Annotated in this window: 22 protein-coding genes; 10 read left to right on the forward strand and 12 right to left on the reverse strand. The window is 71.0% G+C overall.

Features of this window, described 5'->3' with window-relative positions:
- Positions 1–40: 40 nt before the first annotated feature.
- The 3 genes from ACIBJC_RS03315 to ACIBJC_RS03325 all read right to left on the reverse strand — a co-directional run bounded on the left by ACIBJC_RS03315 (position 41) and on the right by ACIBJC_RS03325 (position 2386).
- Positions 41–1180: a CaiB/BaiF CoA transferase family protein gene (locus tag ACIBJC_RS03315; RefSeq protein ID WP_399287039.1), complete on the reverse strand. Its 1140-nt coding sequence runs from the start codon at positions 1178–1180 to the stop codon at positions 41–43.
- A 249-nt stretch (positions 1181–1429) separates the two neighbouring features.
- Positions 1430–1606: a morphogenic membrane protein MmpA gene (gene mmpA / locus ACIBJC_RS03320; RefSeq protein WP_399287042.1), complete on the reverse strand. Its 177-nt coding sequence runs from the start codon at positions 1604–1606 to the stop codon at positions 1430–1432.
- A gap of 48 nt (positions 1607–1654) precedes the next feature.
- A complete protein-coding gene (locus tag ACIBJC_RS03325; RefSeq protein ID WP_399287045.1) occupies positions 1655–2386 on the reverse strand; it encodes an endonuclease V in 732 nt (243 codons plus the stop codon).
- A 46-nt stretch (positions 2387–2432) separates the two neighbouring features.
- Between ACIBJC_RS03325 and ACIBJC_RS03330 the strand changes: the two genes are divergently transcribed.
- Positions 2433–2729 (forward strand): YciI family protein, encoded by a 297-nt coding sequence (locus ACIBJC_RS03330; protein ID WP_399287048.1) that lies wholly within the window; start codon positions 2433–2435, stop codon positions 2727–2729.
- Between the two features lie 85 nt (positions 2730–2814).
- Here ACIBJC_RS03330 and ACIBJC_RS03335 read toward each other — a convergent pair whose 3' ends face one another.
- Entirely contained in the window at positions 2815–3939 is a 1125-nt protein-coding gene (locus ACIBJC_RS03335; protein ID WP_399287051.1) for a WD40/YVTN/BNR-like repeat-containing protein, read from the reverse strand.
- Positions 3940–4197: 258 nt separating this feature from the next.
- Here ACIBJC_RS03335 and ACIBJC_RS03340 point away from each other — a divergent pair, with 258 nt between their 5' ends.
- The 5 genes from ACIBJC_RS03340 to ACIBJC_RS03360 all read left to right on the forward strand — a co-directional run bounded on the left by ACIBJC_RS03340 (position 4198) and on the right by ACIBJC_RS03360 (position 9731).
- The gene (locus ACIBJC_RS03340; RefSeq protein ID WP_329828118.1) at positions 4198–4614 is read left to right on the forward strand and encodes an SsgA family sporulation/cell division regulator; all 417 of its coding nucleotides are present in this window, start codon (positions 4198–4200) and stop codon (positions 4612–4614) included.
- Positions 4615–4897: 283 nt separating this feature from the next.
- Positions 4898–6535, forward strand: coding sequence for an ABC-F family ATP-binding cassette domain-containing protein (locus tag ACIBJC_RS03345; protein ID WP_399287054.1), 1638 nt, complete (start codon positions 4898–4900; stop codon positions 6533–6535).
- A gap of 127 nt (positions 6536–6662) precedes the next feature.
- Complete coding sequence (gene ddaH / locus ACIBJC_RS03350) at positions 6663–7439, forward strand: dimethylargininase (protein WP_399287057.1); 777 nt, start codon at positions 6663–6665, stop codon at positions 7437–7439.
- 266 nt (positions 7440–7705) lie between these two features.
- Complete coding sequence (locus tag ACIBJC_RS03355; protein ID WP_399287060.1) at positions 7706–8680, forward strand: acyl-ACP desaturase; 975 nt, start codon at positions 7706–7708, stop codon at positions 8678–8680.
- Positions 8681–8807: 127 nt separating this feature from the next.
- Positions 8808–9731 (forward strand): chitosanase, encoded by a 924-nt coding sequence (locus tag ACIBJC_RS03360; protein WP_399287063.1) that lies wholly within the window; start codon positions 8808–8810, stop codon positions 9729–9731.
- Between the two features lie 70 nt (positions 9732–9801).
- Here the strand turns inward: ACIBJC_RS03360 and ACIBJC_RS03365 are convergent, their stop codons facing one another.
- The 3 genes from ACIBJC_RS03365 to ACIBJC_RS03375 form a co-directional block, all read right to left on the reverse strand.
- Positions 9802–10059 carry a WhiB family transcriptional regulator gene (locus ACIBJC_RS03365; RefSeq protein WP_329827690.1) on the reverse strand — a complete coding sequence of 86 codons (258 nt, stop codon included), beginning with the start codon at positions 10057–10059 and terminating at the stop codon, positions 9802–9804.
- Positions 10060–10133: 74 nt separating this feature from the next.
- Positions 10134–10931, reverse strand: a complete 798-nt coding sequence (locus tag ACIBJC_RS03370; RefSeq protein WP_399287066.1) for a VOC family protein — start codon at positions 10929–10931, stop codon at positions 10134–10136.
- A gap of 120 nt (positions 10932–11051) precedes the next feature.
- Positions 11052–12092: a multicopper oxidase domain-containing protein gene (locus ACIBJC_RS03375; protein WP_399288088.1), complete on the reverse strand. Its 1041-nt coding sequence runs from the start codon at positions 12090–12092 to the stop codon at positions 11052–11054.
- A gap of 230 nt (positions 12093–12322) precedes the next feature.
- Here ACIBJC_RS03375 and ACIBJC_RS03380 point away from each other — a divergent pair, with 230 nt between their 5' ends.
- A complete protein-coding gene (locus ACIBJC_RS03380; protein WP_399287068.1) occupies positions 12323–14839 on the forward strand; it encodes a ThuA domain-containing protein in 2517 nt (838 codons plus the stop codon).
- Between the two features lie 86 nt (positions 14840–14925).
- Positions 14926–17103, forward strand: a complete 2178-nt coding sequence (locus ACIBJC_RS03385; protein ID WP_399288091.1) for an OmpL47-type beta-barrel domain-containing protein — start codon at positions 14926–14928, stop codon at positions 17101–17103.
- A gap of 115 nt (positions 17104–17218) precedes the next feature.
- Here the strand turns inward: ACIBJC_RS03385 and ligD are convergent, their stop codons facing one another.
- Positions 17219–18238 carry a non-homologous end-joining DNA ligase gene (gene ligD, locus ACIBJC_RS03390; protein WP_399287071.1) on the reverse strand — a complete coding sequence of 340 codons (1020 nt, stop codon included), beginning with the start codon at positions 18236–18238 and terminating at the stop codon, positions 17219–17221.
- A 99-nt stretch (positions 18239–18337) separates the two neighbouring features.
- On the opposite strand from ligD, the gene ACIBJC_RS03395 reads away from it, so the two are divergent.
- Together ACIBJC_RS03395 and ACIBJC_RS03400 are read left to right on the forward strand one after the other, a co-directional pair.
- Positions 18338–19402, forward strand: coding sequence for an ATP-dependent DNA ligase (locus tag ACIBJC_RS03395; protein ID WP_399287074.1), 1065 nt, complete (start codon positions 18338–18340; stop codon positions 19400–19402).
- Between the two features lie 70 nt (positions 19403–19472).
- Positions 19473–21593, forward strand: a complete 2121-nt coding sequence (locus ACIBJC_RS03400; RefSeq protein ID WP_399287077.1) for an MDR family MFS transporter — start codon at positions 19473–19475, stop codon at positions 21591–21593.
- 3 nt (positions 21594–21596) lie between these two features.
- Here the strand turns inward: ACIBJC_RS03400 and ACIBJC_RS03405 are convergent, their stop codons facing one another.
- From ACIBJC_RS03405 to ACIBJC_RS03420, 4 genes are all read right to left on the reverse strand, one after another.
- Positions 21597–22079, reverse strand: coding sequence for a YchJ family protein (locus tag ACIBJC_RS03405; RefSeq protein ID WP_399287080.1), 483 nt, complete (start codon positions 22077–22079; stop codon positions 21597–21599).
- Positions 22080–22257: 178 nt separating this feature from the next.
- Complete coding sequence (locus ACIBJC_RS03410) at positions 22258–23136, reverse strand: ATP-binding cassette domain-containing protein (RefSeq protein ID WP_399287083.1); 879 nt, start codon at positions 23134–23136, stop codon at positions 22258–22260.
- 5 nt (positions 23137–23141) lie between these two features.
- Positions 23142–24236: an ABC transporter permease gene (locus tag ACIBJC_RS03415; protein WP_399287085.1), complete on the reverse strand. Its 1095-nt coding sequence runs from the start codon at positions 24234–24236 to the stop codon at positions 23142–23144.
- Entirely contained in the window at positions 24236–25258 is a 1023-nt protein-coding gene (locus ACIBJC_RS03420; protein WP_399287088.1) for a sugar ABC transporter substrate-binding protein, read from the reverse strand. The genes ACIBJC_RS03415 and ACIBJC_RS03420 overlap by 1 nt, the downstream gene beginning before the upstream one ends.
- Between the last annotated feature and the right edge of the window lie 222 nt (positions 25259–25480).

Genomic DNA, 25480 nt, shown 5'->3' on the forward strand with positions numbered 1-25480 from the left:
GTCCGGCGGCCCGGGCCGGGTCGTGTCGCGTGAGGTCGGATCAGGCCGGGTCGTCATGCCCTTCCGGCCGGTCGGGCAGGTCCCAGTCGCGGGCGACCTCGGCGGCGTCCGCCCCCGGCCGCGCGGGCGGGCGGCGTACCGACCCCGGGGTGGCGGAGAAGCGGGGCGCCGGGGCGGGCTGGCGGAGCCCCGCGTGGTCGGTGAAGGTGCCACGGGCCGCGAGGTGGGGGTGGTCGGGCGCCTCGCGCAGCGAGAGTACGGGGGCCACACAGGCGTCGGAGCCCGCGAAGACGGCGGTCCACTCCTCGCGCGTCCGCGTCCTGAACCGGTCGGCCACGGCGGCCCGCAGCTCGTCCCAGCGCGCGAAGTCCCGGCGGTCGGGTACCTCCCCGGAGAGCCCGAGCAGGTCGATGAACTCGTTGTAGAAGCGCTTCTCCAGCGCGCCCACCGCCATGTACGCGCCGTCGGAGGTCTCGTACGAGCCGTAGAAGGGGCTGCCGCCGTCCAGCAGGTTGGCGCCGCGCCGGTCCTGCCAGCCGCCCGCGCCCATCATGGCGTGGATCATGGTGGTCAGATGGGCGGTGCCGTCCACGATCGCCGCGTCCACGACCTGTCCCGCGCCGTCCGGGGTACGGGCGTGCTGGAGCGCCGCGAGGACGCCGATGACCAGGTAGAGCGCGCCGCCCGCGTAGTCCCCGAGCAGGTTCGCGGGGAGCGCGGGCGCCTCCTCGGCCTTGCCGATCATGGACAGGGCGCCGGTGACGGCGATGTAGCCGATGTCGTGCCCCGCCCGGTCGGCGAGCGGCCCTTCCTGGCCCCAGCCGGTCATCCGGCCGTACACCAGCCGGGGGTTGCGGTCGAGGCACTCCTTCGGGCCGATGCCCAGGCGCTCGGCGACGCCGGGGCGGTACCCCTCGACGAGGATGTCGGCGCGCTCGACCAGATCGAGGACGCGGGCGGCGCCGTCCTCGGCCTTGAGGTCGATCAGTACGGACCGCTTGTTGCGGTTGGTGAGGTCGTACGCCGGGTCGATACCGAGCCCCGCGCCACCCGGCCGGTCGATCCGTACGACATCCGCGCCGAGGTCGGCCAGTGTCATCGCGGCGAAGGGGCCCGGCCCGATCCCGGCCAGCTCGACCACGCGTACGCCGGTCAGCGGACCGTTCGTCGTCCCTGTCATCCGACCCCCAGCGGTGGGGCATCACCCGGGGAGACACCCGGTGACGCCGAGAACACGTCCGCTCCGCGCAGGACCCTGCGCGGAGGGGGCAGAGCAAGCGCTTAGCCCTGTGCCGAGCCTATGCCGTACACCGGGTGTTCGGCCAAGCCGGTGCGGCGCGAGGCACCGCTCCCGGCCACGGGGCAGCGGACGGACCGCGTGGCGGACAGGACCTGGCGCCCCTCCCGGCAAGCTCTGCCCGTCGCGGCGCTAGAGACCGGCTGCCCAGTCGGCGATGGTGTAGATCATCGAGCCGAGCCAGATCACCCCGACGACCGTGGCCACCAGCAGCACGGCCGGCATGCCGCGCCCGCGCACGGGGGAAGGGGCGGCGGAGGTACGGGCGGGAGCGTGGGGCGTCCTGAGCGCGGCTCGGCTGTTTGTCATGATCAGATCCTGTCGACCGCGAGCGGGTGACGGTATCCGTACGCGTACTCAGTTCCCGCGTACCCAGTTTCCCGCGTCCGCCGTGCCCCCACCGGCCTCCCGCGCGACCGCCTCACGCAGGGCCTCGCGGCAGAGCGCGTCGGCCCGCCGGGTGGTCTCCGGCAGCCGGTAGTCGGGGGCCAGCCGCAGGGTGTGCGCACAGGCGGTGGCGAGGTCGACGCGGTGGCCCACCGAGACGAAGACCGGCTTCACGCCCTCCCGGGTGCGCAGCGCGCGGCCGACCTCCTCGCCGTCGTCGGCGAGGAGCGGCGAGGAGTCGCCGCGCCGGGCGCCGGGCGGCGCGTACGAGAACGTGAACGGGTTCTTCGCCACGCCGATCACCGGGTGCCCGGTGACCACGCCGAGGTGGGAGGCGAGCCCGAAGCGGCGGGGGTGGGCCCGGCCGTAACCGTCGCAGACGATCAGTCCCGGTCCGGCGGTGAGCGCGCCGAGGGCGGCGAGCACGGTCGGGATCTCCCGGAAGGCGAGCAGGCCGGGAACGTACGGGAAGGCGACACGGCCGACGGCGGTGGCCTCGTCGACCACGGCGAGGGTGGCGGCGTCGAGGACGACGGCCGCGGCGGCGACGATGTCCCGCTCGTCGTCGTAGGCCACGTCCACGCCGGTCACCAGCCCCGTTCCGGGCGGCGGACCGGCTTCGCCGAGCACGACACGCCCGCGCAGTTCGTCCTGGACGGCGCGGGCCTCGGCCTCGTCGGCGGGTGTCCTGATCGTCTCCATGATGGCCACAGCCTATGCGCCGGTCACGGTGGCTACCCTGGCGATCATGTTCGTACTGGAATTGACCTACGCCGCCCCCATCGAACGCGTCGAGCCGCTCCTCGGCGCCCATGTCGCCTGGCTGGACGCCGCGTACGCGACGGGCGTCTTCATCGCCTCCGGCCGCAAGGTCCCGCGCGACGGCGGGGTGATCCTGGCGGTCGGGGACGACCGGGCCGCGATCGAGCGGCTGGTGGCGACCGACCCCTTCGTGACCGGTGACGTCTGTACGTACCGGATCACCGAGTTCACGGTGACGAAGACCGCGCCGGAGCTGGCCCCGTACCGCGAGGAGCAGGCGTAGGGCCCGCGGTTCGCGGTACGGCGCCCCTGGGCGGCGCGGTCCGAGCGGGCGGCGGGGCCCTGGTGAGCGGCGGGGCCCGCGTCGGTCAGGGCGACAGGCGTGCCACGCGGCCCTGTTCGCCCGCCGCCCAGCAGCCCCGGTCGGGGGCGCAGTCGACCGTGTCGTACGAACCCGTGTCGACCGTCCGCCAGGTGCGGCCCCCGTCGGTGGTCAGATCCGTTCCGGTCGGGCCGACCGCGAGCGCGGCGCCGCCGCCGGGCGCCGGCCAGGCGACGCCCGAGCGGTAGGCGGGCGGCGGGGTGGCGGCCCGGCGCCAGTTCCGGCCGCCGTCGCCGGTCACGGCGGCGGCCCGCCCGGACGGCTGACCGGCGCGGTAGTCGCCGCCGACCGCCAGACCGTGGTGCCGGTCGCGGAAGGCGAGCGCGAAGACGCCGCGCGCCGGGTCGCCCGCCGGGAGCGTCGACCCCGCGACGGTCCAGGTGAGCCCGCGGTCCGCGGAGTGCAGGACGCGGGCCTCGGCGGCGCCTCCCGTGGCCAGCCAGACGTCCTTCGGCCCCGAGCTGACCAGGCACTGGCCGCTCGCCGCGAAGGCCGCCTCGCCCGGCAGCGCGGCGGGCATCCCGGTGTCGGGCAGCACCCGCCAGGTCGCGCCGCCGTCGCCCGTCGACAGGATGCGGAACCTGCCGTCGACCGGGTCGCTCACCGCGAGTCCGTGGCGCCGGTCGAAGAAGGTCATGCAGTCGTAGAAGGCCCGGGGTTCGGGGTTGCGGAAGGTCTCCGTCCAGTGCGCGCCGCCGTCCTCCGTGCGGAAGATCCGGGACGCCTCGCCCTCGCCGATGGCCAGCGCCACGGCCCGCCGCGCGTCGAACGCCTCGATGTCCCGGAACTCCAGCCCGGCCGCCCCCGCCGGGGAGACGTCGCGCCAGGTGCGTCCCGCGTCCGCCGTGCGCAGCACCGTACCGCCGGAGCCCGCGACCCATGCGGCGTCGCGCCCGACGGCCGCCAGGCCGCGGAAACGCGCGTCGGTGCCGGTGTCGGTGAGGCGCCAGCCGGGCGTGCCGTACCCTGCCGGGCCCCGCCCCCGCTCCGTGCCGTACGGCTCCGTGCCGGCCCGCGCCGGTGCGGCCAGGGCCGTGACCAGCGCCGCTCCGCTCACCCCGCAGGCGAGCGCCGTCCTCAACGCGCGTCGCGTCTTCCCCATGGATCTCATGGCGGTGGAAGCTAACCCACGGGCCGGGGCCCGTCCAGAGGGCGCCCGGCCGCCCTCCAGCGCGAGCGTGTGATACAGATCACCGCACGGTGACACAGCTCACTCCTGATTCGGAGCACGTATTGAGCCGCTCCACCGTCTTTCCCTGTAGGAGGGGGCCGCACCCGGTCCCCCTCCCGTACGAAGCGGTGCGACGTCCGTACCGAACCCGTACGGCTGAGCCCGGCGCAGTCCGGATCCGACGAAGGGGAGCAGGCCATGTCGCCCGTCATCGAACAGGCCGTGCAGGCCCGGCTGGTCTCGCCCACGCCCCGGATGGAGACCGTCCCCGCGACGCTCTGTTACGACCGGGCCGATCCGTTCGCCGTACGGATGGAGTTCCCGCCCCCGGCGACGCTCGAAGGCACCGAGGTCACCTGGGAGTTCTCCCGTGAGCTGCTGGCGACGGGGATGACCGAGCCCGTGGGCGTCGGCGACGTACGGGTACGGCCCTTCGGCTACGGCCGTACGGTCCTGGAGTTCCACGCGCCGGAGGGCACCGCGATGGTGCATCTGCGCACCTCGGAGCTGCGCCGTTTCCTGGAGCGCTCGCAGGGCCTGGTCCCGGCCGGCCGCGAGCACCTCTATCTCGACCTGGACCACGACCTGACCGAACTGCTGCGCGACGCACGCTGACGGGGTCCGCCCCCGCCCCGCCCGCACCGGCTTTAATTCCTTTGACCGCCGCCGGGCGGCTCCGTACCGTGTGCCGTGGTCCTGTTGTCGTCGATCGGAGTGGACCGTTGCGCATCTGAGGTCCTGAGACACCGTGCCGCACAGCCGTGGTTCCTTCCGGCTGTCCGCCTCGTGTGTGACCTCGGCTGCCGAGCCGTCCCCTCGACCTGGACTTCCGTCCTTCTCGCGGTGTCTCCATCTGTTGCCCTGCCCCCTTGAACCTTCGCAGCAACCGGAGACGTGTATGTCCGCCGCCCCCGCCCACCTCACCTGTACCGCCCTCTCGTTCGCCTGGCCGGACGGGACGGAGGTGTTCGACGACTTCCAGCTCGCGATCGGCCCCGGCAGGACCGGGCTCATCGGCCTCAACGGGTCGGGAAAATCAACCCTGTTGAAGCTGATCGCGGGCGAACTCGCCCCGACCGCGGGCCGGATCAGGATCGCCGGCGAGGTCGGACACCTCCCCCAGACCGTGACCCTCGCCACCGCACTGCGGGTGGACGAGGCCCTCGGTATCGCCGCGACCCGCGCCGCGCTGCACGCCATCGAGGCGGGCGACGCGAGCGAGGAGCACTTCACCGCCGTCGGCGACGACTGGGACGTGGAGGAACGGGCCCACGCCACCCTCGATCAACTCGGCCTCGGCCGGCTCGGTCTCGACCGGACGGTCGGCGAGATGTCGGGCGGCGAGTGCGTGCTGCTCGGCCTGGCGGCCCTGCTGCTCGCCCGCCCCGCGGTCCTGCTGCTGGACGAGCCGACCAACAACCTCGATCTGCACGCCCGGCGGCGGCTGTACGACGCCGTCGGCTCCTGGTCCGGTGTCCTGGTCGTGGTCAGCCACGACCGCGAACTCCTGGAGCGCGTCGACCAGATCGCCGATCTGCGGGACGGCGAGGTCCGCTGGTACGGCGGCGCCTTCTCCGCGTACGAGGAGGCGCTCGCCCAGGAACAGCAGGCGGCGGCCCGCATGGTGCGGGCCGCGGAGGCCGATGTACAGCGTCAGAAGCGTGAACTGTCGGAAGCACAGATGAAGTTGGCCCGGCGCAAGCGGTTCGGGCAGAAGATGTCGGACACCAAGCGCGAGCCGAAGATCGTCATGAACGGGCGCAAGCAGGCGGCCCAGGAGTCCGCGGGCAAGCACCGCATCCTGCACACCGAGCGGCTCGCCGAGGCGAAGGAGCGGCTGGACGAGGCGGTGGAGGCGGTACGGGACGACGACGAGGTCCGTATCGAACTGCCGCACACCGTCGTCCATCCCGGGCGCGGCGTGCTGACCCTGCGCGATCTGCGGCTGCGGTACGGGGCCGAGGTCAGCGGCGAGTACGCGATCCACGGCCCCGAGCGGATCGCGCTGGTCGGCCGGAACGGAGCGGGCAAGACGACGCTTCTGCGCACCGTCGCCGGGGAGTTGGCGCCGGAGTCCGGCGAGGCGGTGGCCCATGTGCCGCTGCGCTTCCTGCCGCAGCGGCTCGATGTGCTGGACGACGCGCTCACCGTGGCGGAGAACGTCGCCCGCTTCGCTCCCGCGGCGACCAACAACCAGATCAGGTCCCGGCTGGCGCGCTTCCTCTTCCGGGGCGCGCGGGCCGACCAGCCGGCCGGGACCCTCTCCGGTGGCGAACGGTTCCGGGCCTCGCTCGCCGCACTGCTGCTCGCGGAACCGGCGCCGCGGCTGCTGCTGCTCGACGAGCCGACGAACAACCTGGACATGGCGTCCGTCCGCCGGCTCACCGCCGCGCTGGAGTCGTACGAGGGCGCGCTGATCGTGGCGAGCCACGACGTGCCGTTCCTGGAGTCGATCGGGATCACTCGCTGGCTGCGGCTCGACGGTGAGTTGCGGGACACCGACGCGGAGGAGGTACGGGCCTTCGGGCACGGGTGACCGGGCACGGGCGGACCGGGCGCGGGCGGACCGGCACGGGCGGACCGGCACGGGTGATGATGGCCGGGCGACCGGTCCCGTACCACCTCGGCCGGTCACCCGACCAGGACGAAATGGAGTGACGATCGTGCCCAGCAGGAAAGCCCTGATCCGACGCCCGAGCCCACGCCTCGCCGAGGGGCTGGTCACCCACCTCGAACGGACCCCGGTCGACACCGCGCTCGCGGTCGAGCAGTGGGAGCGGTACGGCGCGACGCTGCGCGCGCACGGCTGGGAGACCGTCGAGGTGGACCCGGCCGACGACTGCCCGGACGGCGTGTTCGTCGAGGACACCGTCGTGATGTTCCGCAATGTCGCGCTGATCTGCCGCCCCGGCGCCCTCTCGCGCCGCGCCGAGACCGCCGCGGTGGAGGAGGAGCTGGTCCGGCTCGGCTGCTCGGTCAACTGGATCCGGGAGCCCGGCACCCTTGAGGGCGGCGATGTCCTGAGGACCGGCGACACGATCTACGTGGGGCTGGGCGGCCGGACGAACGCGGCGGGGGTGCGGCAGCTCCGCGCGGTCTTCGAACCGCTCGGGGCGCGGGTGGTGGCCGTACCCGTCACCAAGGTGCTGCATCTCAAGTCCGCGGTGACGGCGCTGCCCGACTCCACCGCCATCGGCTTCGAGCCGCTGCTGGACGCCTGGTCGCTCTTCCCGCGCCGGCTCTCCGTACCGGAGGAGCCGGGCGCGCATGTCGTACTGCTCGGCGGCGGGAAACTGCTCATCGCGGCGAGCGCGCCGCGGACCGCCGAACTGCTGTCGGATCTCGGCCATGAGCCGGTGCCGGTCGACATCAGCGAGTTCGAGAAGCTCGAAGGGTGTGTGACCTGCCTCTCGGTGCGGCTGCGGGAGCTGTACGTCTGACGGACACGAGCCGGGGCGCGCACGAACTCGTGTACGAGTCTTCGCGATCCCGTGCGGGGCTCGGCGCACCCCCCGCACGGGACCGGACAACCGTGGCTGACCTGCGCCTTAACCCCCGATGGCGACAGCGTGCCACGTGTGCGACCTGAGGTGATCGTGCGGTGATCCGGGGTCCAGGCTTGGCCTCTCACTTACTCGGGCCTTAACCTACGGTGTCGTAACCTACGAACCCGTAGGTAAACAACTCCCGTCCCCCTGGAGCACCCGTGTCGATCACCTCTCCCCACCTCGGCAGTTCGGACGCGTGGACCGACGCCCGACTGCTGTACGCGCTGGAGGAGGTGGTGGAGAAGGAACTCAACCGCCATCTCAAGGTCGCCAAGGACTGGATGCCGCACGAGTACGTGCCTTTTTCCGACGCCCGCAACTTCCCCGGATTCTTCGAGGACGGCGAGGCGTGGGACCCGGCGCAGTCGAAGGTCACCGACATCGGCAAGATCGCGCTCGTGGTCAATCTGCTGACCGAGGACAACCTCCCCAGCTACCACCACGAGATCGCCAGCCTCTTCGGCCGCGACGGCGCCTGGGGCACCTGGGTGCACCGCTGGACCGCGGAGGAGGGCCGGCACGGCATCGTGATGCGCGACTACCTGCTCGCCTCGCGCGCCGTCGACCCGGACAAGCTGGAGCAGTTCCGGATGGCGCACATGGCGGAGGGCTTCGAGTCCGACAACCGCCACTCGATGCTGCACTCCGTCGCGTACGTCGCCTTCCAGGAGCTGGCGACCCGCGTCTCGCACCGCAACACCGGCCACCAGTCGGGCGATCCGGTCTGCGACCGGATGCTGGCGCGCATCGCCACCGACGAGAACCTGCACATGGTCTTCTACCGGAACCTGCTGGGCGCCGCCTTCGAGATCGCCCCTGACCTGACGATGCAGGCCGTCCGCGACGTGGTCGTGCAGTTCCGGATGCCCGGACACGGCATGCCCGGCTTCGAGCGCGCCGCCGCGCAGATGGCCATCGGCGAGATCTACAACATGCGCATCCACCACGACGACGTGCTCCAGCCGGTGCTGCGCTTCCTGAAGGTCATGGACATAGGCGGTCTCGGCCCCGAGGGTCTGAAGGCTCAGGAGGAACTGGGCCTGTACATGGGCGGTCTGGACAGCGAGGCGAGCAAGTTCGACGTGAAGCTCGCCGCCCGCAAGGCCCGGATGGCGGCGCGCGCGGCAGGCTGACCGCCCGGCAGCCCGGCAGGACAGCGCCCGGTAGGCACCAGGGCGCGCAGGTACGACGAGGGAGCGCGCGGCGCGCAAGGGGGCGTACGGTGTGGGCCGCGCGCCGGTGCGCCGTACGCTGTGCCGGATGAAGCCTGTTACGCGCCTCTTCCTCATAGGCGCTCCCGTTCTGGTCGCCGCCGTCGTCCTCTTCGGCGGCGGCGACGGCGACTCGGGGGTGCTCGCCGACCATCCGCCGGAGTATCCCGGGCAGAGCGGCACCCCCGATCCCCTCCTGTCCGGCGACCCGGACGAGCGCAAGGAGCTGGCGGAGCGGATCGAGAAGCTGCCGCCCGGCCTCGCCGCTCCCGCGCAGAAGGAGATCGCCGCGCGGCTCGTGGCCAGCGCGGAGAACTCGACGCTCGACTGGCGTGGCCAGTACGGCGCCATCGAGGACCTCGGGGACGGCAACGGCTACACGGCCGGGATCATCGGCTTCTGCTCCGGCACCAACGACATGCTGCAGCTCGTGGAGTCGTACACGAAGTCCCACCCGGACAACCCGCTCGCGCCCTATCTCCCGGCGCTGCGCGCGGTGGACGGCACCGACTCGCACAAGGGCCTGGACCCCGGCTTCCGGGACGCCTGGGCCGAGGCCGCGGAGTCCCGGGACTTCCGCCTCGCGCAGGACAGGACCCGGGACACGCTGTACTTCGACCCGGCCGTCCGGCTGGCCAAGATGGACGGCCTCGGCACGCTCGGCCAGTTCGTCTACTACGACGCGATGGTCCTGCACGGGCCGGGTCTCGACACACAGGGCTTCTACGGCATCCGGCAGGCGGCCATGAAGAAGGCGAAAACGGCGGCCGAGGGCGGCGACGAGAAGGTGTACCTCGGCACCTTCCTCGACGCGAGCAAGGCCGTGATCAAGACGAAGCCCCTCACGGCGCAGCGCGACTCCTCCCGTATCGACACCGCGCAGCGGGTCTTTCTGCGCGACGGCAACATGGATCTGCGGCTGCCGCTGCGCTGGCAGGTGTACGGAGAGGCATTCCACATCGACGCGGTGTGAGCGACGGGCGCCGGGACGGCGGCCGGCGCGGGGTGAGGCGCCGGAGTCCGCAGGGGTGCACGGGATGCGCTCAGCGGCTCTGGCGCCGGAGGTTCTGCCGCTCCTTCTCGGAGAGCCCGCCCCAGACCCCGAACCGCTCGTCGTGGTTGAGGGCGTACTGGAGGCAGGCCACCCGCCCCTCGCAGGCACCGCACAGCCGCTTGGCCTCGCGGGTGGAGGAACCGGGGGCGGGGAAGAAGAACTCGGGCCCCGTCTGGGCGCACAACGCGCTCTCCTGCCAGGAGAGTTCGTCGGTCGTGGTGGTGCTGGTGATGATGTTGATCGGCATGCCGCACAGGTTGCCCGTCCGCGATAAACGAATGATGGACGAACCATCAACGGCCTGATGGACAGGGCCTGTTGTCAGGCGTCCCGGGCCACGCCCTGGAGGATCGCGAACCGTGCCCCGGAGGGGTCGGCCAGCTTGGCGAACCGTCCGACACCCTCGATGTCGGTCGGTGCCACGCGCACCGTGGCGCCGAGCCCTCGGCCCGCCGTCACCGTAGCGTCGCATTCGGTGACCGCGAAGTACAGTTGCCAGTGCGGCGCGCCGCCCGACTCGCTCGGATCCGAGCCGAGCGTCACGAACCCGCCGAACATGCCGTCCGGGCCCTGCCCGCCCGGATGGACCATGCGGTACGTGCCGCTCCCGTCGGGCAGCGGCATGGCGGAGGACTCCCAGCCGAAGACGGCCTGGTAGAAGGCGTACGCGGCGGGCTCGTCGGCGGTGTACAGCTCGGCCCAGCAGAGACTGCCCGGCTCGTTGACGACGTCCAGGCCGTGGTTGGTGCCGGGCTGCCAGATCGAGAAGGCGGCGCCGCCCGGGTCCGTGAGGACGGCCATCCTGCCGATGTCCATGACGTCCATGGGGCCGACCACGACGGAACCGCCGTTGCCCTGCACGGACTTGGCGGTGGCGTCGGCGTCGGACGTACGGAAGTACAGCGACCAGGACGGCGGGCCCTGCTCGGCGGCCAGGGGCATACCGCCCGCCGCGGTCCTGTCACCGAGCTGGAACATGCCGTAGCCGCCCGTGTCGGGTCCCGCGGGCCTGAATTCCCAGCCGAAGAGCCCTCGGTAGAAGGCGGCGGCGCCGTCGATGTCCGGGGTGCCGAGGTCGACCCAGACCGGGGAGCCGTTGACATAGGGGGAGGTGAGCATGGCGCGCGCTCCTTCGTGAGGTCCCGTGCTCTCCTTCCGAGTCTCCCTCCACGGCGGCCTCCCCGCCTCCTGGACGGGGGCGCGGGCGGAGGGCGCGCGTCCCCCGCCCGCGGGCGGGGGTCAGTGGCCCGTGTGGTCCGCCTTCGCGTCGCCGTCCGCCTTCGTACCGCCGCCCGCCTTCGTACCGCCCGAGGCCGCCGGGTGGTGCGGCTCGTACCCGGGGATCGTGCCGTCCGGCTTGGCGACCAGCAGCAGGCCGGCCATGCCCATGTCGGAGTGGCTCTGGACATGGCAGTGGTACATCCAGGCGCCCGCGCCCCCTCGTTCGCCCGCGATGATCTGGAAGCCGAAGGAGTCCGCCGGTCCCGTGATCTTGTTGTCGATCACCCGGCTGGGGTCGTCGGGGCCGGTGAGCAGGCCCGTTCTGTTGTCCGCCCAGCGATGCCCGTGGACATGGAACGTGTGGTAGAACTCGCCGTGCGTGATCATGATGATCTCGACGCGATCGCCCACGGTGGCCTCGAAGTTGGGGCTCTCCGCGCCGGGCTTGTTGTTGATCGACATGTCGTTGAAGACGATCGTGAACTGCTTGTCCGGCAGGATGTCGCCCTTCCTGCGGACCACAACGGGACCGTACAGCCCCTTGCGGATCCCGCCCGTGCCGTGGTCCGTGCCCACGACATGGTCGTGGTAGTGCCAGTAGCCCGCGCTGCCCGGCTGCCAGGTGCCGTCCTTGCGCGTACCCGGGGCGTGGGTGCGCCAGGTGTACGTACGGGTGCCGCCGGGCTCGACGTGGCTCTTGCTCATCCGCGTGCCGTCGTTGGCGATGTCGTAGTCCACGCCGTGCGGGTGGAGGCTGACGTCGACGTCGCAGTTGTTCTCGAAGTCGATGTGGAGGGTGTCGCCCTCGTTCAGCTCGATCAGCGGCCCCGGGATGGTGGCCTTGCCCTTCTCGAAGCCGTACCCCATCTGCCCGTTGGGCAGCTTCTCGGCGTACATGCTGATACGGCGCACCTGGCCGCCCGCCGGAGCGGTCCTGGGCGGGGTGTCCGCCGCCGTGGCGGAGGGGGCCGACGCGGCGGCGACCGACAGGGAGGTCGCCCCGGTCGCGGCGACCGCGCTCCCCGCCAGCAGGCGTCGGTTGAAGCTCCTTCGGTCCATGGCCATCGTGAACTCCCCTGTGCCGTAAGGACGTTTGCGGGGCGCATGAGACCCCGGAGACGGCCACACGGTAGTCCAGGGAACTTTGTTTATCCACACTCAGGACAAAGTTGGTGGGATTGCGGTCGTACCTATTGGCGCGCCGACGAAAGAGGTCTAGTTTCAGGCGCTGTTGCTGTGCCCGCAAGACCGTGTCCGAAGACTGTGACCAGAGAGGGGTGGGTGAACACATGCAGCCTGCACCGCATCACCGGTCGAGATTCCCGAGAGCCACGAGTTCGAAGAGGTCGAGGAGATCGAGACGCGGCGTGGCCGCGGCTCTGGCAGCAGGCGCCCTGGCGGCGTCGCTGCTCGGCTCCAACGCCGCTACGGCCAGGCCGTATCCCGAGCCGGAGTCGACAACGTTGTCCCTTCCGTCGCCGCCCGGCGGCGAGAACGTGAGGGTGCTCGTCTTCCACGCCTCGGCCACCGAGGAGTCGCCGGTCGTCAACGCCGGTATCGAGGCCATCGAGTCGATCGGCCTGTCGGGTCCCGCCGCCGAACGGTTCAAGACCGTGGCCACGGACGACCCCTCCGTCTTCACCAACGCCACCAAGCTCGGCAAGTACAACGCGGTCGTCTTCCTCACCGGCGGCGGCGATGTGCTCGACCCCGCACAGGAGTCGGGCCTCGAAGCGTTCATGAACGCGGGCGGCGGCTTCCTCGGGATCCATGAGGCGGCCCGCACCGAGCCGTACTCCGACTGGTTCACGGGGCTGATCGGGGCCCGGCCGACAGGCGCCCCGAGCACCGTGCAGCGTGCGACGGTCGAGATCGGTGACCGGCTGAATCCCGCCACCAGGAACCTTCCGCTGGAGTGGAAGCGGCCCGACAAGTGGTTCAACTGGTCGACGAACCCCAGCGGCAAGGTGCACACGGTCGCCCGCGTCAGGGAGGCCAGCTTCAAGCCGGCGACCGGCGCCAACGGAGCCGACCACCCGGTCTCCTGGTGCCGTGACTACTCCGGCGGCCGGTCCTTCTACACCGGCATGGGCGGTACGGCCGACTCGTACGCCGAGACGGACTTCCGCGACCATCTGCGCGGCGCCCTCAACTGGACGACGCGGATCTCCCGCGCCGACTGCAAGGCGACGATCGACTCCAACTACGCGGCCGAGCGCGTCACCCAGCCCAACCAGGCCGGTCAGCAGGACCAGATCGGCGAGCCGCACGGCATGGTCACCGCGCCCGACGGGCGGGTGCTCTACATCGGCCGCGGCGGTGGTGACAACGCGGCCCCGGTGGTGACCGACTGGAACAATCCGGAGATCGGCAAGGGCCAAGGGCAGATCCACGTCTACGACCCGAAGACGAAGAAGGTGACGCTCGCGGGCTCCCTCACCGTCTTCGGCAACAAGGGCGGCGGCGACGAGCTGATCAAGGTCGAGGAGGGGCTGCTCGGGATCGAGCTGGACCCGGCCTTCGCGACCAACGGCTGGGTGTACCTGCACTACACACCGCACTCCCAGCTCAACCGCGACACCCAGATCGCCGAACGGCGCGTCTCTCGCTTCACCCTGGACCGTACGACGAACAAGCTGGACCTCGCCTCCGAGAAGGCCCTGCTGAAGTGGCCGGTACAGGTGCACAGTTGCTGCCACGCCGGCGGCGGGCTGGCCTGGGACTCCAAGGGGAACCTGTACATCGCGACCGGCGACAACAACTCCTCCGGTTTCAGTGACGGTTACTCCGGCAACAACCCGCAGCCCGCGTACAAAGGCGTCTCCTTCGCGGACGCGCGCCGCACCGCCGGCAACACCAACAACCTCAACGGCAAGATCCTGCGCATCCACCCGGAGCCGGACGGCACGTACACCCTGCCCGAGGGGAACCTCTTCACCGGCAAGGAGCAGGCCGAGGGTGGTGGCAAGACCCGCGGCGAGATCTATGTGATGGGCGTGCGCAACCCGTCCCGGATCTCCGTCGACCGGAAGACCGACGCGCTGTACGCGGGCTGGGTCGGTCCTGACGCCGGTGCGCCGAGCACCACCTGGGGTCCGGCGAAGTACGACACCTTCTCCATGATCACCAAGGCGGGCAACCACGGCTGGCCGTTCTGCATGGGCAACAACCAGCCCTACCGGGACCGCAACCTGCCCGATCCGTCCAAGCCGCTGGGGTGGTACAACTGCGCCGCCCCGAAGAACGAGTCCCCCAACAACGACGGTCTGGTGAATCTGCCGCCCGTCACCGGCAACACCATCTGGTACTCGCCGCAGGGCGGCGCCCCCGACTTCCCGCGGGACGCGAACGGTGTGCCCAGCTACAAGCAGAGCGAGTCCACGTACCTGCTCCCGTGGCTCAAGGGCGGCGGCCAGGCGACCATGAACGGACCCGTCTACCGGTACGACGCGGAGAACACGAACGCCGCGAAGTGGCCGGAGTACTGGGACGGCAAGTGGTTCGTCGGTGACTTCTACGACGCGGCGGACAGCCCGCGCCACGCGGTGGTGACCGATCCGAAGACCGGGGGCAAGGGCGGGCTGCCGGTGCACGCCGAGTCCCTGAAGAAGATCATCCCGGTCGGTCAGGGCGGCATCCGCAACCTGATGGACTGGAAGTTCGCCCCGGACGGCTCGCTCTACGTCCTGGACTACGGGCGCGGCTTCTTCACCTCGGACTCCCAGTCCGCGCTGTGGCGCGTGACCTACAAGGGCGGCGAGCCGACCCCGGCCGCCGGTGACCTCGCACGGAAGGCGGCCCAGTGAGACGCGAGTTGAGACACCGGCCGGGGCGCCGTCCCTGGGCACACCGGTCGCCGCGCCTGTGGACGGCCCTGGTGGGCGCGTTCCTGATGGTGCTGGGACTGACCTCCACGGCCGCGTACGGGCGGCCCGCCGGCGCCGGCGACGAGGGGGGCGCCGGTACGAAGGCGGCAGCGGCCCAGGTTCTGACCTGGGCCGCGGGCGACCCCATCGACAAGTACCTCAGCTTCCCCACCACCGCGGTGGCCGGGCCGACCACGATCGTCTTCGAGAACAGCACGGCCACCGGCAACACCACCGGGATGCCGCACACGCTGACCTTCGACGTGTCGGATCCCGAGTACAACAACGATGTCCCGCTGAACATCCTGGCCAACCCGGGTGACGCCAACGGCGGCAAGTACACCACCGAGGTCAACCTGACCCCGGGCACGTACCGCTACCACTGCGTCATCCCGGGCCACGGCACCATGACCGGCATCCTCACGGTGACCGAGGCGGGCGGCGGCGACGACACCACCGCCCCCACCACCTCGGCCACGGTCGAGGGCCAGCAGAACGCCGACGGCGCGTACGTCGGTTCCGCGACGGTGGCCGTGAAGGCGACCGACGACGGATCCGGTGTGGCGACCACCGAGTACGCGGTCGGCGCGGACGGGGAGTGGCAGCCGTACACCACCCCGGTGGTGGTCGACCAGGTCGGCGAGCACACGATCCGCTACCGCGCCACCGACAAGGCGGGCAACGCGGCGGCGGAGAAGTCCGTCGCGTTCACCGTCGTCGCCCCGCCGACCGACGACACCACCGCGCCGGAGACCTCGGCGACGGTGAGCGGTGACCAGGACGAGGCGGGCGACTACCTGTCGATGGCCACGGTCACCGTCACCGCCTCCGACACCGGTTCCGGCGTCAACACCATCGAGTACGCGCTCGGCGCCGACGGTGGCTGGCAGCCGTACACCGCCCCGGTGATGGTGCACGAGGTCGGTACGCACACGGTCCGCTACCGCGCCACCGACAAGGCGGGCAACGCGGCTGCGGCCAAGTCCGTGTCGTTCACGGTGGTGGCGCCGCCGGTCGAGGACACCACCCCGCCGGTGACCGGAGCGGTGGTGACCGGCGACAAGAACTCCAACGGCGCCTACATCACCAGCGCGAAGGTGACCCTCACGGCGACCGACAGCGAGTCGGGGGTGGACCGGATCGAGTACTCGCTCGACAGCGGTCCCTACCTCGCGTACACCACCCCCGTCGTCGTCGACCGCGTGGGCTACCACGCGCTCTCCTACCGGGCGACCGACAAGGCGGGCAACACCGCGCAGGCCAAGCAGCTCTCGTTCACCGTCGCGCAGAGCGGCGGCGTACCGGCGCCCAACTGCCCGGAGTTCGACGATCGGTTGACGGTCATCGTGGGGACGGTCGACTCGGGGGTGCCGAACCGGCTGACCCGTAACCGGTGCACGATCAACGAGTTGATCGAGGACGAGAAGGAGTGGACCTCGCAGGCCCTCTTCCTCAAGCACGTCGACAGCGTGCTCGACAAGCTGCTGTCCGACAACGTCATCGACGACCGCGAGTTCAAGCAGATCACCAAGGCCGCCAAGCAGTCGAAGATCGGAACCCCCGGGCAGACCGAGGGCTACCGACCGCTCTTCGACGGTACGGCCGAATCCCTGGCCAAGTGGGAGCAGGTCGGCGGCGGCAAGTTCGCGCTGAGCGGCGACGGTGCCATCACCAGCAGCACCACCGTCGAGGGCATGGGCATGCTGTGGTTCCCGCAGCGCACCTACGGCGACTTCTCGCTGAAGCTGCAGTTCCGCGACGACGCCCCGGGCAGCGGCAACGCCAACGGCGGTGTGTTCGTACGCTTCCCGAACGTCCACAACCACCCGGAGGAGTCCCGCCCCGAGTGGGTCGCCATCAACTACGGGCATGAGATCCAGATCCTGGACCGCCCGGACGGCGACCTGTACAAGACCGGCTCGGTCTACGGCTTCGACCGGGTGGGTCTCGGCGGCGCGGGCGTCACCCCGAAGGGCACCTGGAACGACTACGAGATCCGGGTGGAGGGTCAGCACTACACCATCCTGCGCAACGGTGTGCTGATCAACGAGTTCGACAACGTGGGCGGGCAGACGTTCTACCCCGCACGCGCGGGCGACCCGGGCACGGACGGCCGGCGCTACGCCACCGGCCATGTCGGGCTCCAGGTCCACGGCACGACGGACGTCATCTCGTACCGCGACATCCGTATCAAGGAGCTGTGACCCTCAAGGAGCTGTGACCGCGTTCGCGGCCCGTCAGTGGGTCGCGAACGCGGCCCACTGACGGTGTGTCCCCTCTCGGCGGAGCGGGGACACACCTTCGTGTTCGCCAACTCCCTTATTTCTCCTCGCGCTTGGCGCGGCTCGGCTGGACCCGCTTCGGCTCCCCCGGCATCTTCGGGTAGTCCGGCGGGTACGGCATGTCCCCCAGTCCGTGGTCCCGTTCGTACCGGTCGGCCAGCTCCAGCAGCCCGTCGAGACGGTGCGGCCGGTCCGCCATCTCCGCGTGCACATCGCCCACCTCGGCGTAGCGCACCGGCATCGTCACCAGATCGAAGTCGTCCGGCGCCACGTCGTCCAGCTCCGCCCAGCGCAGCGGCGCGGAGACCGGGGCGTGCGGGCGGGGGCGTACGGAGTAGGCGGAGGCGATGGTGCGGTCGCGCGCGGTCTGGTTGTAGTCGACGAAGATCCGCTCGCCGCGCTCCTCCTTCCACCACGCGGTGGTCACCCGGCCCGGCATCCGCCGCTCCAGCTCATGACCGACGGCGATCGCGCACCGCCGCACCTCGGCGAACGTCCAGCGCGGCTCGATCGGCACGAAGACGTGCAGCCCCCGGCCGCCGGAGGTCTTGGGCCAGCCGTGCAGCCCCTGCTCCTCCAGGAACGCGTGGAGTTCGTGGGCGGCCCTGACCGCGTCGGCGAAGTCGGTGCCCGGCTGCGGATCGAGGTCGATGCGCAGCTCGTCGGGGTGGTCGGTGGCGTCCCGCCGTACCGGCCAGGGGTGGAAGGTGAGACAGCCGAGGTTCGCCGCCCAGAGGACGGCGGCCGGTTCCGTCGGGCAGATCTCGTCGGCCGAGCGCCCGCTGGGGAACTCGATCCGGGCGGTGGGGATCCAGTCGGGAAGGTTCTTCGGGGCCCGTTTCTGGAAGAAGGACTCGCCGTCGACGCCCTCGGGGAAGCGTTGCAGGGTGGTGGGGCGGTCGCGCAGCGCGCGGGTGATCCCCGGCGCCACGGCCAGGTAGTAGCGCGCGACGTCCAGCTTGGTGTAGCCGCGCTCGGGGAAATAGACCTTTTCGGGGCTGGACAGCCGTACGGTCCTGCCGCCCGCCTCCAGCTCCACCGCCACGCCTGCGCCCATGTGCGCCACGGTAGGCCGGGGGCGCGCGGAGCGCATCACGGGACGGCGCCGCGCGGGACATGTCGGGCACCCCGGGAGGTTCTGGCCGACAATCGGTCCATGGACCTGCCGGTGATGCCGCCCGTGAAGCCGATGCTCGCCAAGTCCGTGGCCCGTATCCCGCCCGGCATGCAGTACGAGGCCAAATGGGACGGCTTCCGGGCGATCGTGCACCGCGACGGCGCCGAGCTGGTGATCGGCAGCAGGACCGGGAAGTCGCTCACCCGCTACTTCCCCGAGCTGGTCGCGGCCCTGCTCGCGGAGTTGCCCGAGCGCTGTGTCGTCGACGGCGAGATCGTGATCGTGCACGGCGACCGGCTCGACTTCGAACGGCTCACGGAGCGGATCCACCCGGCGAAGTCCCGGGTGGACCTGCTCGCCGAGCGCACCCCGGCGAGCTTCGTCGCCTTCGATCTGCTGGCGCTCGGGGACGCCTCGCTGCTCGGCGTGGACCAGGCGCGCCGCAGGGAGGCGCTGGAGGCCGCGCTCTCCCCCGCGCGTCCCCCCGTCCATCTCGCGCCCGCGACCGGCGACATCGACGTGGCGCGGCAGTGGTTCGAGCGGTACGAGGGGGCCGGTCTGGACGGGGTGGTGGCCAAGCCGCTGGATCTGCCGTACCGCCCCGACACCCGGTCCATGTACAAGATCAAGCATGAGCGGACGGCGGACGCCGTCGTGGCCGGCTACCGGGAGCACAAGAGCGGCCCGGTGGTCGGTTCGCTGCTCCTCGGTCTGTACGACACCGCGGGCGTGCTCCAGCACGTCGGGGTCTGCGCCGCGTTCCCCATGCGGCGCCGCGCCGAGCTGGCGGCGGAGCTGGCCCCGCTGCGCATGGAGGGCGCCGAGGGCCATCCGTGGGCGGCGTGGACGGAGGAGTCCGCGCACGAGAGCGCCCGGCTGCCCGGCGGGCCGAGCCGCTGGTCCGGGACGAAGGACCTGTCGTGGCTTCCCCTGCGGCCCGAGCGGGTGTGCGAGGTGGCGTACGACCACATGGAGGGCGACCGGTTCCGGCACACCACGCAGTTCCGCAGGTGGCGCCCCGACCGTACCCCTGCGAGCTGTACGTACGCGCAGTTGGAGGAGCCGGTGCGGTACGACCTGTCGGAGGTGCTGACGGCACGGTGAACGGCCGGGGATCTCACCGGTCTGGCCGACCCCGCATGCGTCCGGACGGCCGCGGTGTGACCGTGCAGGGGTGACCTCAGCCAGCGAGACCGGCCCCCCGGCGACGACGCGGGCGCCGGAGTCCGCCCCCGCACCGCCCGTGCTCGACGGACGGCAGCGGAACATCGTCTTCGCCACGATCATGCTCGGTGTGCTGCTCGCGGCGCTCGACCAGACGATCGTCGGCACGGCCCTGCCGACGATCGTCTCGGACCTGGGCGGCGCCGCCCACATGTCCTGGGTGGTCACCTCGTACCTGCTCGCCGAGACGGTCTCCACGGTCCTGGTCGGCAAGTTCGGTGATCTCTTCGGCCGGAAGCTGGTCTTCCAGGTCTCCGCGGTCGTCTTCATCACCGGTTCGTTCCTCTGCGGTCTCGCCACCGACATGACGCTGCTGATCTCCTGGCGCGCGCTCCAGGGCATCGGCGCCGGCGGGCTGATGGTCACCGCGATGGCCCTGATCGCGGATGTCATCCCGCTGCGCGAACGCGGCAAGTACCAGGGGGCGATCGGCGCCGTCTTCGGGGTCTCGACGGTCGTCGGCCCGCTGCTCGGCGGGGTGTTCACGGACAATCTGAGCTGGCGCTGGGCGTTCTACATCAATGTGCCCATCGCGATCGCCGTGGTCATCGCGGCGGCCCGGACCATCCCGTCCGTCAAGGCGGTCTCCCGCCCGGTCATCGACTACCTGGGCATCGCGCTGGTGGCGATCGGGGCCAGCGCCCTGATCCTGGCGACGAGTTGGGGCGGCAACCAGTACGGCTGGGGCTCCCCCGTGATCCTCGGCCTGTTCGTCGGCGGTGTCGTCGCGCTCGCGCTGTTCTGCCTGGTGGAGACGCGCGCCGCCGAACCGATGCTGCCGATGCGGCTGTTCCGCAACCCGGTCTTCACGGTCTGCTCCGTCCTGAGCTTCATCGTGGGCTTCGCGATGCTCGGGGCGATGACCTTCCTGCCCACGTATCTCCAGTACGTGGACGGCGACTCGGCGATCGTCTCGGGCGTCCGTACGCTGCCGATGGTCTTCGGCCTGCTGCTCGCCTCGATCTTCAGCGGCACCGTGGTCAGCAGGACGGGCGCCTACCGGATCTTCCCGATCGTCGGCTCGGTGGTGATGGCCGCGGGGCTCTACCTGCTGTCCCGGATGGGCCCCGACTCCGGCGTGTGGCGGGAGTCGGGGTCGATGCTGGTGCTGGGTCTGGGGATCGGGCTGGTCATGCAGGTGCTGACGATCGCGGTGCAGAACACCGTCGAGTACGCGGACCTCGGCACCGCCACGTCCGGGGTGACCTTCTTCCGTACGCTCGGCAGCGCCTTCGGCGCGGCGGTCTTCGGCACGATCTACGCCAACTCCCTCGGGCCGAACCTGCGGACGGGCATCGCCGGGGCGGTACGGGCGGCGGGGGCCGGGGCGGACCCGGCGGCCATCGCGAAGGCGGCGGGGAGCCCGGAGGGGCTGCACGCGCTGCCGCCCGCGCAGTCCGCGCCGATCGTGCAGGCGTACACGGAGTCGTTGCAGACGGTGTTCCTGTGGACGGTGCCGGTGGCGCTGCTCGGGTTCGTGGTGGCGCTCTTCCTCAAGCAGGTGAAGCTGCGGGACTCGGCGCGGGCGAGCTCCACGGACATGGGCGAGGGGTTCGGTTCGCCGGTCAGCTCCGGTGACTCGGAGCAACTGCTGGAGCTGTCCCTCGCCAAGATCCTGCGCTCCACCCGGCCGGACACCGCGCGGCGGATCATGCTCTCCGCGGACACCCGGCTGGACATCGCGGGGGCGTGGGCCGTGATGCAGGTCGAGCTGTTCACCCGCATGGTCGGCCATGCCGGCCTCGGGCTGATCGCGGAGCGCCACCGGCTGCCGCCCGAGGTGGTGTTCCCGGTCTTCGACCGGATGGTCGAAGAGGGCTATCTGAGCCGGACCGGGAACATGCTCGCGCACACGGAGGCGGGCGCCCGGGAGGCGGCCGTGATCAACACGGCGTGGGCGCACTGGCTCAACGGACAGCTCGACGCCGACCGGGGCCGGCCCAGCGGCACCGAACTGCGCCGCGCGGTGGACGCGATCGCGAAGCGGCTGCTGGCCGAGGATCTGGCGCAGGACCTGTCCGGCAGGACCCGTGTCCCGGCCGGCTCGACGCCCGCGACCGCGCGGCGCTGAGGGTCAGAGGTCCTGGTCGGGGAAGGTGCCCTCCACATAGACCCAAGCGCCGTCGTGCCGCGCGAACCGGCTGCGCTCGCGCAGTTCGCCCGGCCCGCCCCCGTCGGTGAAACGGGCGCGGAAGGTGACCGTACCGGTGGTGTGGAAGGCACTGCCGTCGGTGGTCGCCAGGATCTCCAGCCCCTGCCAGCGCGTGGCGGGGTCCAGATCCAGGCGCGCCGGGCGGGTGGCGGGGGCCCAGGTCCTGAGCAGGTACGCCGCGTCGAGCACGGCGAAGGCGCTGTAGCGGGAGCGCATCAGCAGCGCGGCGGTGGGCGCGGTGGCGGCGGTCCCCGTCCCGGATCCGGTATGGAACCGCCCGCAGCACGCGCCGTACGGGGCGCCCGCTCCGCAGGGGCAGGGCGACGCGTCGGTGACGCGCCGCCCTGCTCCTGCGGGCTGGTCGGATCGGCCGGGGCGACGGGTGCGTGCGGGGCGTCGGGCCATGTGGTGCTGTGCTCCAGGACGGGACGGGGCTCGTTCGGTGTGCCGGGCGGCTGGGCGGCCGGGCCGCCCGGCCCGCCTCCCGTAGGTGCACAGCCTAGGCGTCCCCGGGCGTCCCCGCGCGGTCCGCCGGGTCGGCGTGCCCGGTCCGGCATACGCGCCCTGTCCGTCGTCCGCCGGGTCAGCCTGTGCCGTTCTCCGCGCCGGCCGGCTCCGGCAGCTCCTCCACGTCCACCCCGGAGACCTGAGCCAACTCGTGCTTGAGCGCGGCGAGTTCGGCGCCGCCCGCCATGTGGTTGGTGAGTGCTTCCAGGCTGACCTCGCTGCGCGCGGAGCTGAGTTCCAGGGTGCCGAGCCGCAGCACCGTGAAGTGGTCGCCGACCATGTAGGCGTGGTGCGGGTTGTGGGTGATGAAGATGACGCCGAGGCCGCGTTCCCGGGCGGCGGCGATGTACTTGAGCACCACCCCGGACTGCTTGACACCGAGCGCGGCGGTCGGCTCGTCCAGGATCAGCACCCGGGCGCCGAAGTAGACGGCGCGGGCGATGGCCACGGACTGCCGCTGGCCGCCGGAGAGCGAGCCGACGGGCTGGTCGAGGTCGTCGAGGACGATGCCCATGTTGCGCAGTTCCTGGTCGGTGATGCTCTTCATCCGCGGGATGTCGAGCATCCTGGCCGGCCAGGGGCCCCGGGTCAGCTCGGAGCCGAGGAAGAAGTTCCGCCACACCGGCATCATCGGTACGGTGGCGAGGTCCTGGTAGACCGTGGCGATGCCGTGGCCCAGGGCCTCACGCGGGGTGGTCAGCCGGACCGGCTCGCCCTCGATGAGGAACTCGCCCTCGGTGTGCTGGTGCAGTCCCGATATGACCTTGATCAGGGTGGACTTGCCGGCGCCGTTGTCGCCGAGCACACAGGTCACCCGGCCCGGCCTGACGGCCAGGTCGACGCCGTGCAGGGCGCGGATGTTGCCGTAACTCTTGCCGACGCCGCGCAGTTCGACGATCGGCGCCTCGGCGTCGTGGCCGGCCTTCCCGCCCTGGGCTGTCGTGGTGGTTGCCATGGGGTTCACCTCCGGGTCGCCTGCTTGCGTACCCACAGATTGAGGAGGACGGCGACGAGCAGCATCGCGCCGAGGAAGAATTTGAACCAGTCGGGGTTCCAGTTGGCGTAGACGATGCCCTGGGTGACCATGCCGAACATGAACGCGCCGACCATCGGGCCGAAGGCCGAGCCGTAACCGCCGGTCAGTACGCAGCCTCCGATCACCGCGGCGGCGATGTAGAGCAGTTCGTTGCCGATGCCCTCGCCCGACTGGACGGTGTTGAAGGCGAAGAGCTGGTGCATGCCGACGAACCAGGCCGCGAAACCGACGATCATGAAGAGGGAGATCTTGGTGAAGGTCACCGGGACACCGACGGCGCGCGCGCTGTCCTGGTTGCCGCCGACCGCGAAGATCCAGTTGCCGTACTTGGTGCGCAGCAGCACCCAGGTGGCCAGGATGCCGAAGACCACCCACCACACCACGGTGATCCGGACGCTGGTCCCGCCGACGGCTATCTCGGAGGAGAAGATCCTGCGGGCCTGGTCGAAGCCGTCCATGTCGCGGATGGAGTCGGTGGCGACGTTGCTGGTGATCAGCTTGGTGACCGCGAGGTTGGCGCCCTGGAGCATCAGGAACGTGCCGAGGGTGACCAGGAAGCTGGGCAGACCGGTCTTGACCAGCAGGAATCCGTTGAAGGCCCCGACGGCGAGGGAGACCACCAGCGCGAAGACCACGCCCACCCAGACGTTCATGGAGAGCTGGAAGGCGAACATGGAGGCGGTGAGCGCGGAGGTGACCACGGCGACACCGGCCGACAGGTCGAACTCACCGCCGATCATCAGCAGCGCCACGGCCAGCGCCATGATCCCGATGGTCGACGCCTGGTAGAGCACGGTGTTCAGCGAGTCGAGCTGCCGGAAGGTCGGCGCGACGGAGAAGAAGAAGACGTAGACGACGACGGCGCCGATCAGCGCGCCGATCTCGGGCCGGCCCAGCAGCCGGTGCACCGGCGAGCGCCGGGCGGTGCGGCCGTCCTTTCCACCGGCCGGCGGCGGGGGTCCCGGCGTCGCCGCCGGGGCCGGATCCGGCGCCGGGCTCACTGCGGACTCCACACTCATCACCGGGTTCCCTTCTCGGCGAACGCCGCGATCTTGTCGATGTTCGACTCGTCCACGAACGCGGGTCCGGTCAGGACCGGTTCGGCGCCGCCGCCGCTGAAGTTGCCGTTGTTCTTGTACAGCCAGAGGCCGTCGACCGCCAGATAGCCCTGGAGGTAGGGCTGTTGGTCGACGGCGAACTTCACGTCGCCGTCCTTGAGGGCGTCGACCAGTTCCTTGTTGAGGTCGAACGTGGCGACCTTCGCCTTGCTGCCGGCGTCCTTCGCCGACTGGACCGCGGTGAGCGCGATCGGGGCGCCGAGGGTGGCGACGTAGTCGATCGACGTGTCCTGCTGGAGCTTGGCCTCGATGGTCGACTTCACCGACGGCATGTCCTTGCCGTTGACGTAGAGGATCTCGGCCTTGCCCTTGAACGTCTTCTTCACGCCCGCGCACCGGGCCTCCAGGGCGACATGCCCCTGGTCCTGGATGACACAGATGGTGTGCTTGGCGCCCACCTCGTTGAGGCGGTTGCCGAACGCCTCGCCCGCGACCTTCTCGTCCTGCCCGTAGTAGGACTGGAGCCCGAGGTCCTTCCAGTCGTCGAGACCGGCGTTGAAGCCGACGACGGGGATGCCGGCCCGCTCCGCCTTGGCGAGCACGGTCTTCATGGCCTCGGGCTTGGCGGCGGTGACCGCGATCCCGTCGACCTTCTGGTCGATGGCGTTCTGGATCAGGTTGGCCTGGTCGGCGGCCTTCTCGTCACTGGAGTAGACGAGTTCGACGTTGTCCTTGGCCGCCGCGGCCTGGGCGCCCTTGCGGACGATGTCCCAGAACGTGTCACCGGGAGGTGCGTGGGTGACCATGGCGATCTTCATGCGGGCGGTGGTCGCCTTGCCGGTCGTCGCGGCGTTCTGGTCCTCCTGGGCCTTCTTGCCACCGGACCCGCTGGAGCAGCCTGCGGCCAGGAGGACCGCCGCCATACCGACGGCCGCGGCTGCGACGGTTCTGCGGGAGCCTCGGGAGCGGATAGTGCGATTCATCGTCCTGCACCTCACGGAGTGAGTGGGCGGAGAGGGGGCATGAGCCCACCGGACCGCAACGGAGGGATACGGCACAGGGGCCAGTTCGGAGTTTTCGGCCATGAGCCGGAAACGTCGCCGTTACTGGACTGGAGCAAACTCCAGCGGCGGCCCGGTGTCAATGGTTTGTCAGGACAACACTTCATCCGGACGTAACGGCACGATAACGTCGCAGCCGCGGAA

Origin of the sequence: Streptomyces sp. NPDC050509 (genome assembly GCF_044457965.1) — a bacterium.
In the GTDB taxonomy this organism is placed as follows: domain Bacteria; phylum Actinomycetota; class Actinomycetes; order Streptomycetales; family Streptomycetaceae; genus Streptomyces.

Coding starts and splice junctions, on each gene's coding strand:
- ACIBJC_RS03315 (WP_399287039.1), bottom strand. CDS start 1,180: ATGACAGGGACGACGAACGGTCCGCTGACCGGCGTACGCGTGGTCGAG.
- mmpA (WP_399287042.1), bottom strand. CDS start 1,606: ATGACAAACAGCCGAGCCGCGCTCAGGACGCCCCACGCTCCCGCCCGT.
- ACIBJC_RS03325 (WP_399287045.1), bottom strand. CDS start 2,386: ATGGAGACGATCAGGACACCCGCCGACGAGGCCGAGGCCCGCGCCGTC.
- ACIBJC_RS03330 (WP_399287048.1), top strand. CDS start 2,433: ATGTTCGTACTGGAATTGACCTACGCCGCCCCCATCGAACGCGTCGAG.
- ACIBJC_RS03335 (WP_399287051.1), bottom strand. CDS start 3,939: ATGAGATCCATGGGGAAGACGCGACGCGCGTTGAGGACGGCGCTCGCC.
- ACIBJC_RS03340 (WP_329828118.1), top strand. CDS start 4,198: ATGTCGCCCGTCATCGAACAGGCCGTGCAGGCCCGGCTGGTCTCGCCC.
- ACIBJC_RS03345 (WP_399287054.1), top strand. CDS start 4,898: ATGTCCGCCGCCCCCGCCCACCTCACCTGTACCGCCCTCTCGTTCGCC.
- ACIBJC_RS03360 (WP_399287063.1), top strand. CDS start 8,808: ATGAAGCCTGTTACGCGCCTCTTCCTCATAGGCGCTCCCGTTCTGGTC.
- ACIBJC_RS03365 (WP_329827690.1), bottom strand. CDS start 10,059: ATGCCGATCAACATCATCACCAGCACCACCACGACCGACGAACTCTCC.
- ACIBJC_RS03370 (WP_399287066.1), bottom strand. CDS start 10,931: ATGCTCACCTCCCCCTATGTCAACGGCTCCCCGGTCTGGGTCGACCTC.
- ACIBJC_RS03375 (WP_399288088.1), bottom strand. CDS start 12,092: ATGGACCGAAGGAGCTTCAACCGACGCCTGCTGGCGGGGAGCGCGGTC.
- ACIBJC_RS03380 (WP_399287068.1), top strand. CDS start 12,323: ATGCAGCCTGCACCGCATCACCGGTCGAGATTCCCGAGAGCCACGAGT.
- ACIBJC_RS03385 (WP_399288091.1), top strand. CDS start 14,926: ATGGTGCTGGGACTGACCTCCACGGCCGCGTACGGGCGGCCCGCCGGC.
- ligD (WP_399287071.1), bottom strand. CDS start 18,238: ATGGGCGCAGGCGTGGCGGTGGAGCTGGAGGCGGGCGGCAGGACCGTA.
- ACIBJC_RS03395 (WP_399287074.1), top strand. CDS start 18,338: ATGGACCTGCCGGTGATGCCGCCCGTGAAGCCGATGCTCGCCAAGTCC.
- ACIBJC_RS03405 (WP_399287080.1), bottom strand. CDS start 22,079: ATGGCCCGACGCCCCGCACGCACCCGTCGCCCCGGCCGATCCGACCAG.
- ACIBJC_RS03410 (WP_399287083.1), bottom strand. CDS start 23,136: ATGGCAACCACCACGACAGCCCAGGGCGGGAAGGCCGGCCACGACGCC.
- ACIBJC_RS03415 (WP_399287085.1), bottom strand. CDS start 24,236: ATGAGTGTGGAGTCCGCAGTGAGCCCGGCGCCGGATCCGGCCCCGGCG.
- ACIBJC_RS03420 (WP_399287088.1), bottom strand. CDS start 25,258: ATGAATCGCACTATCCGCTCCCGAGGCTCCCGCAGAACCGTCGCAGCC.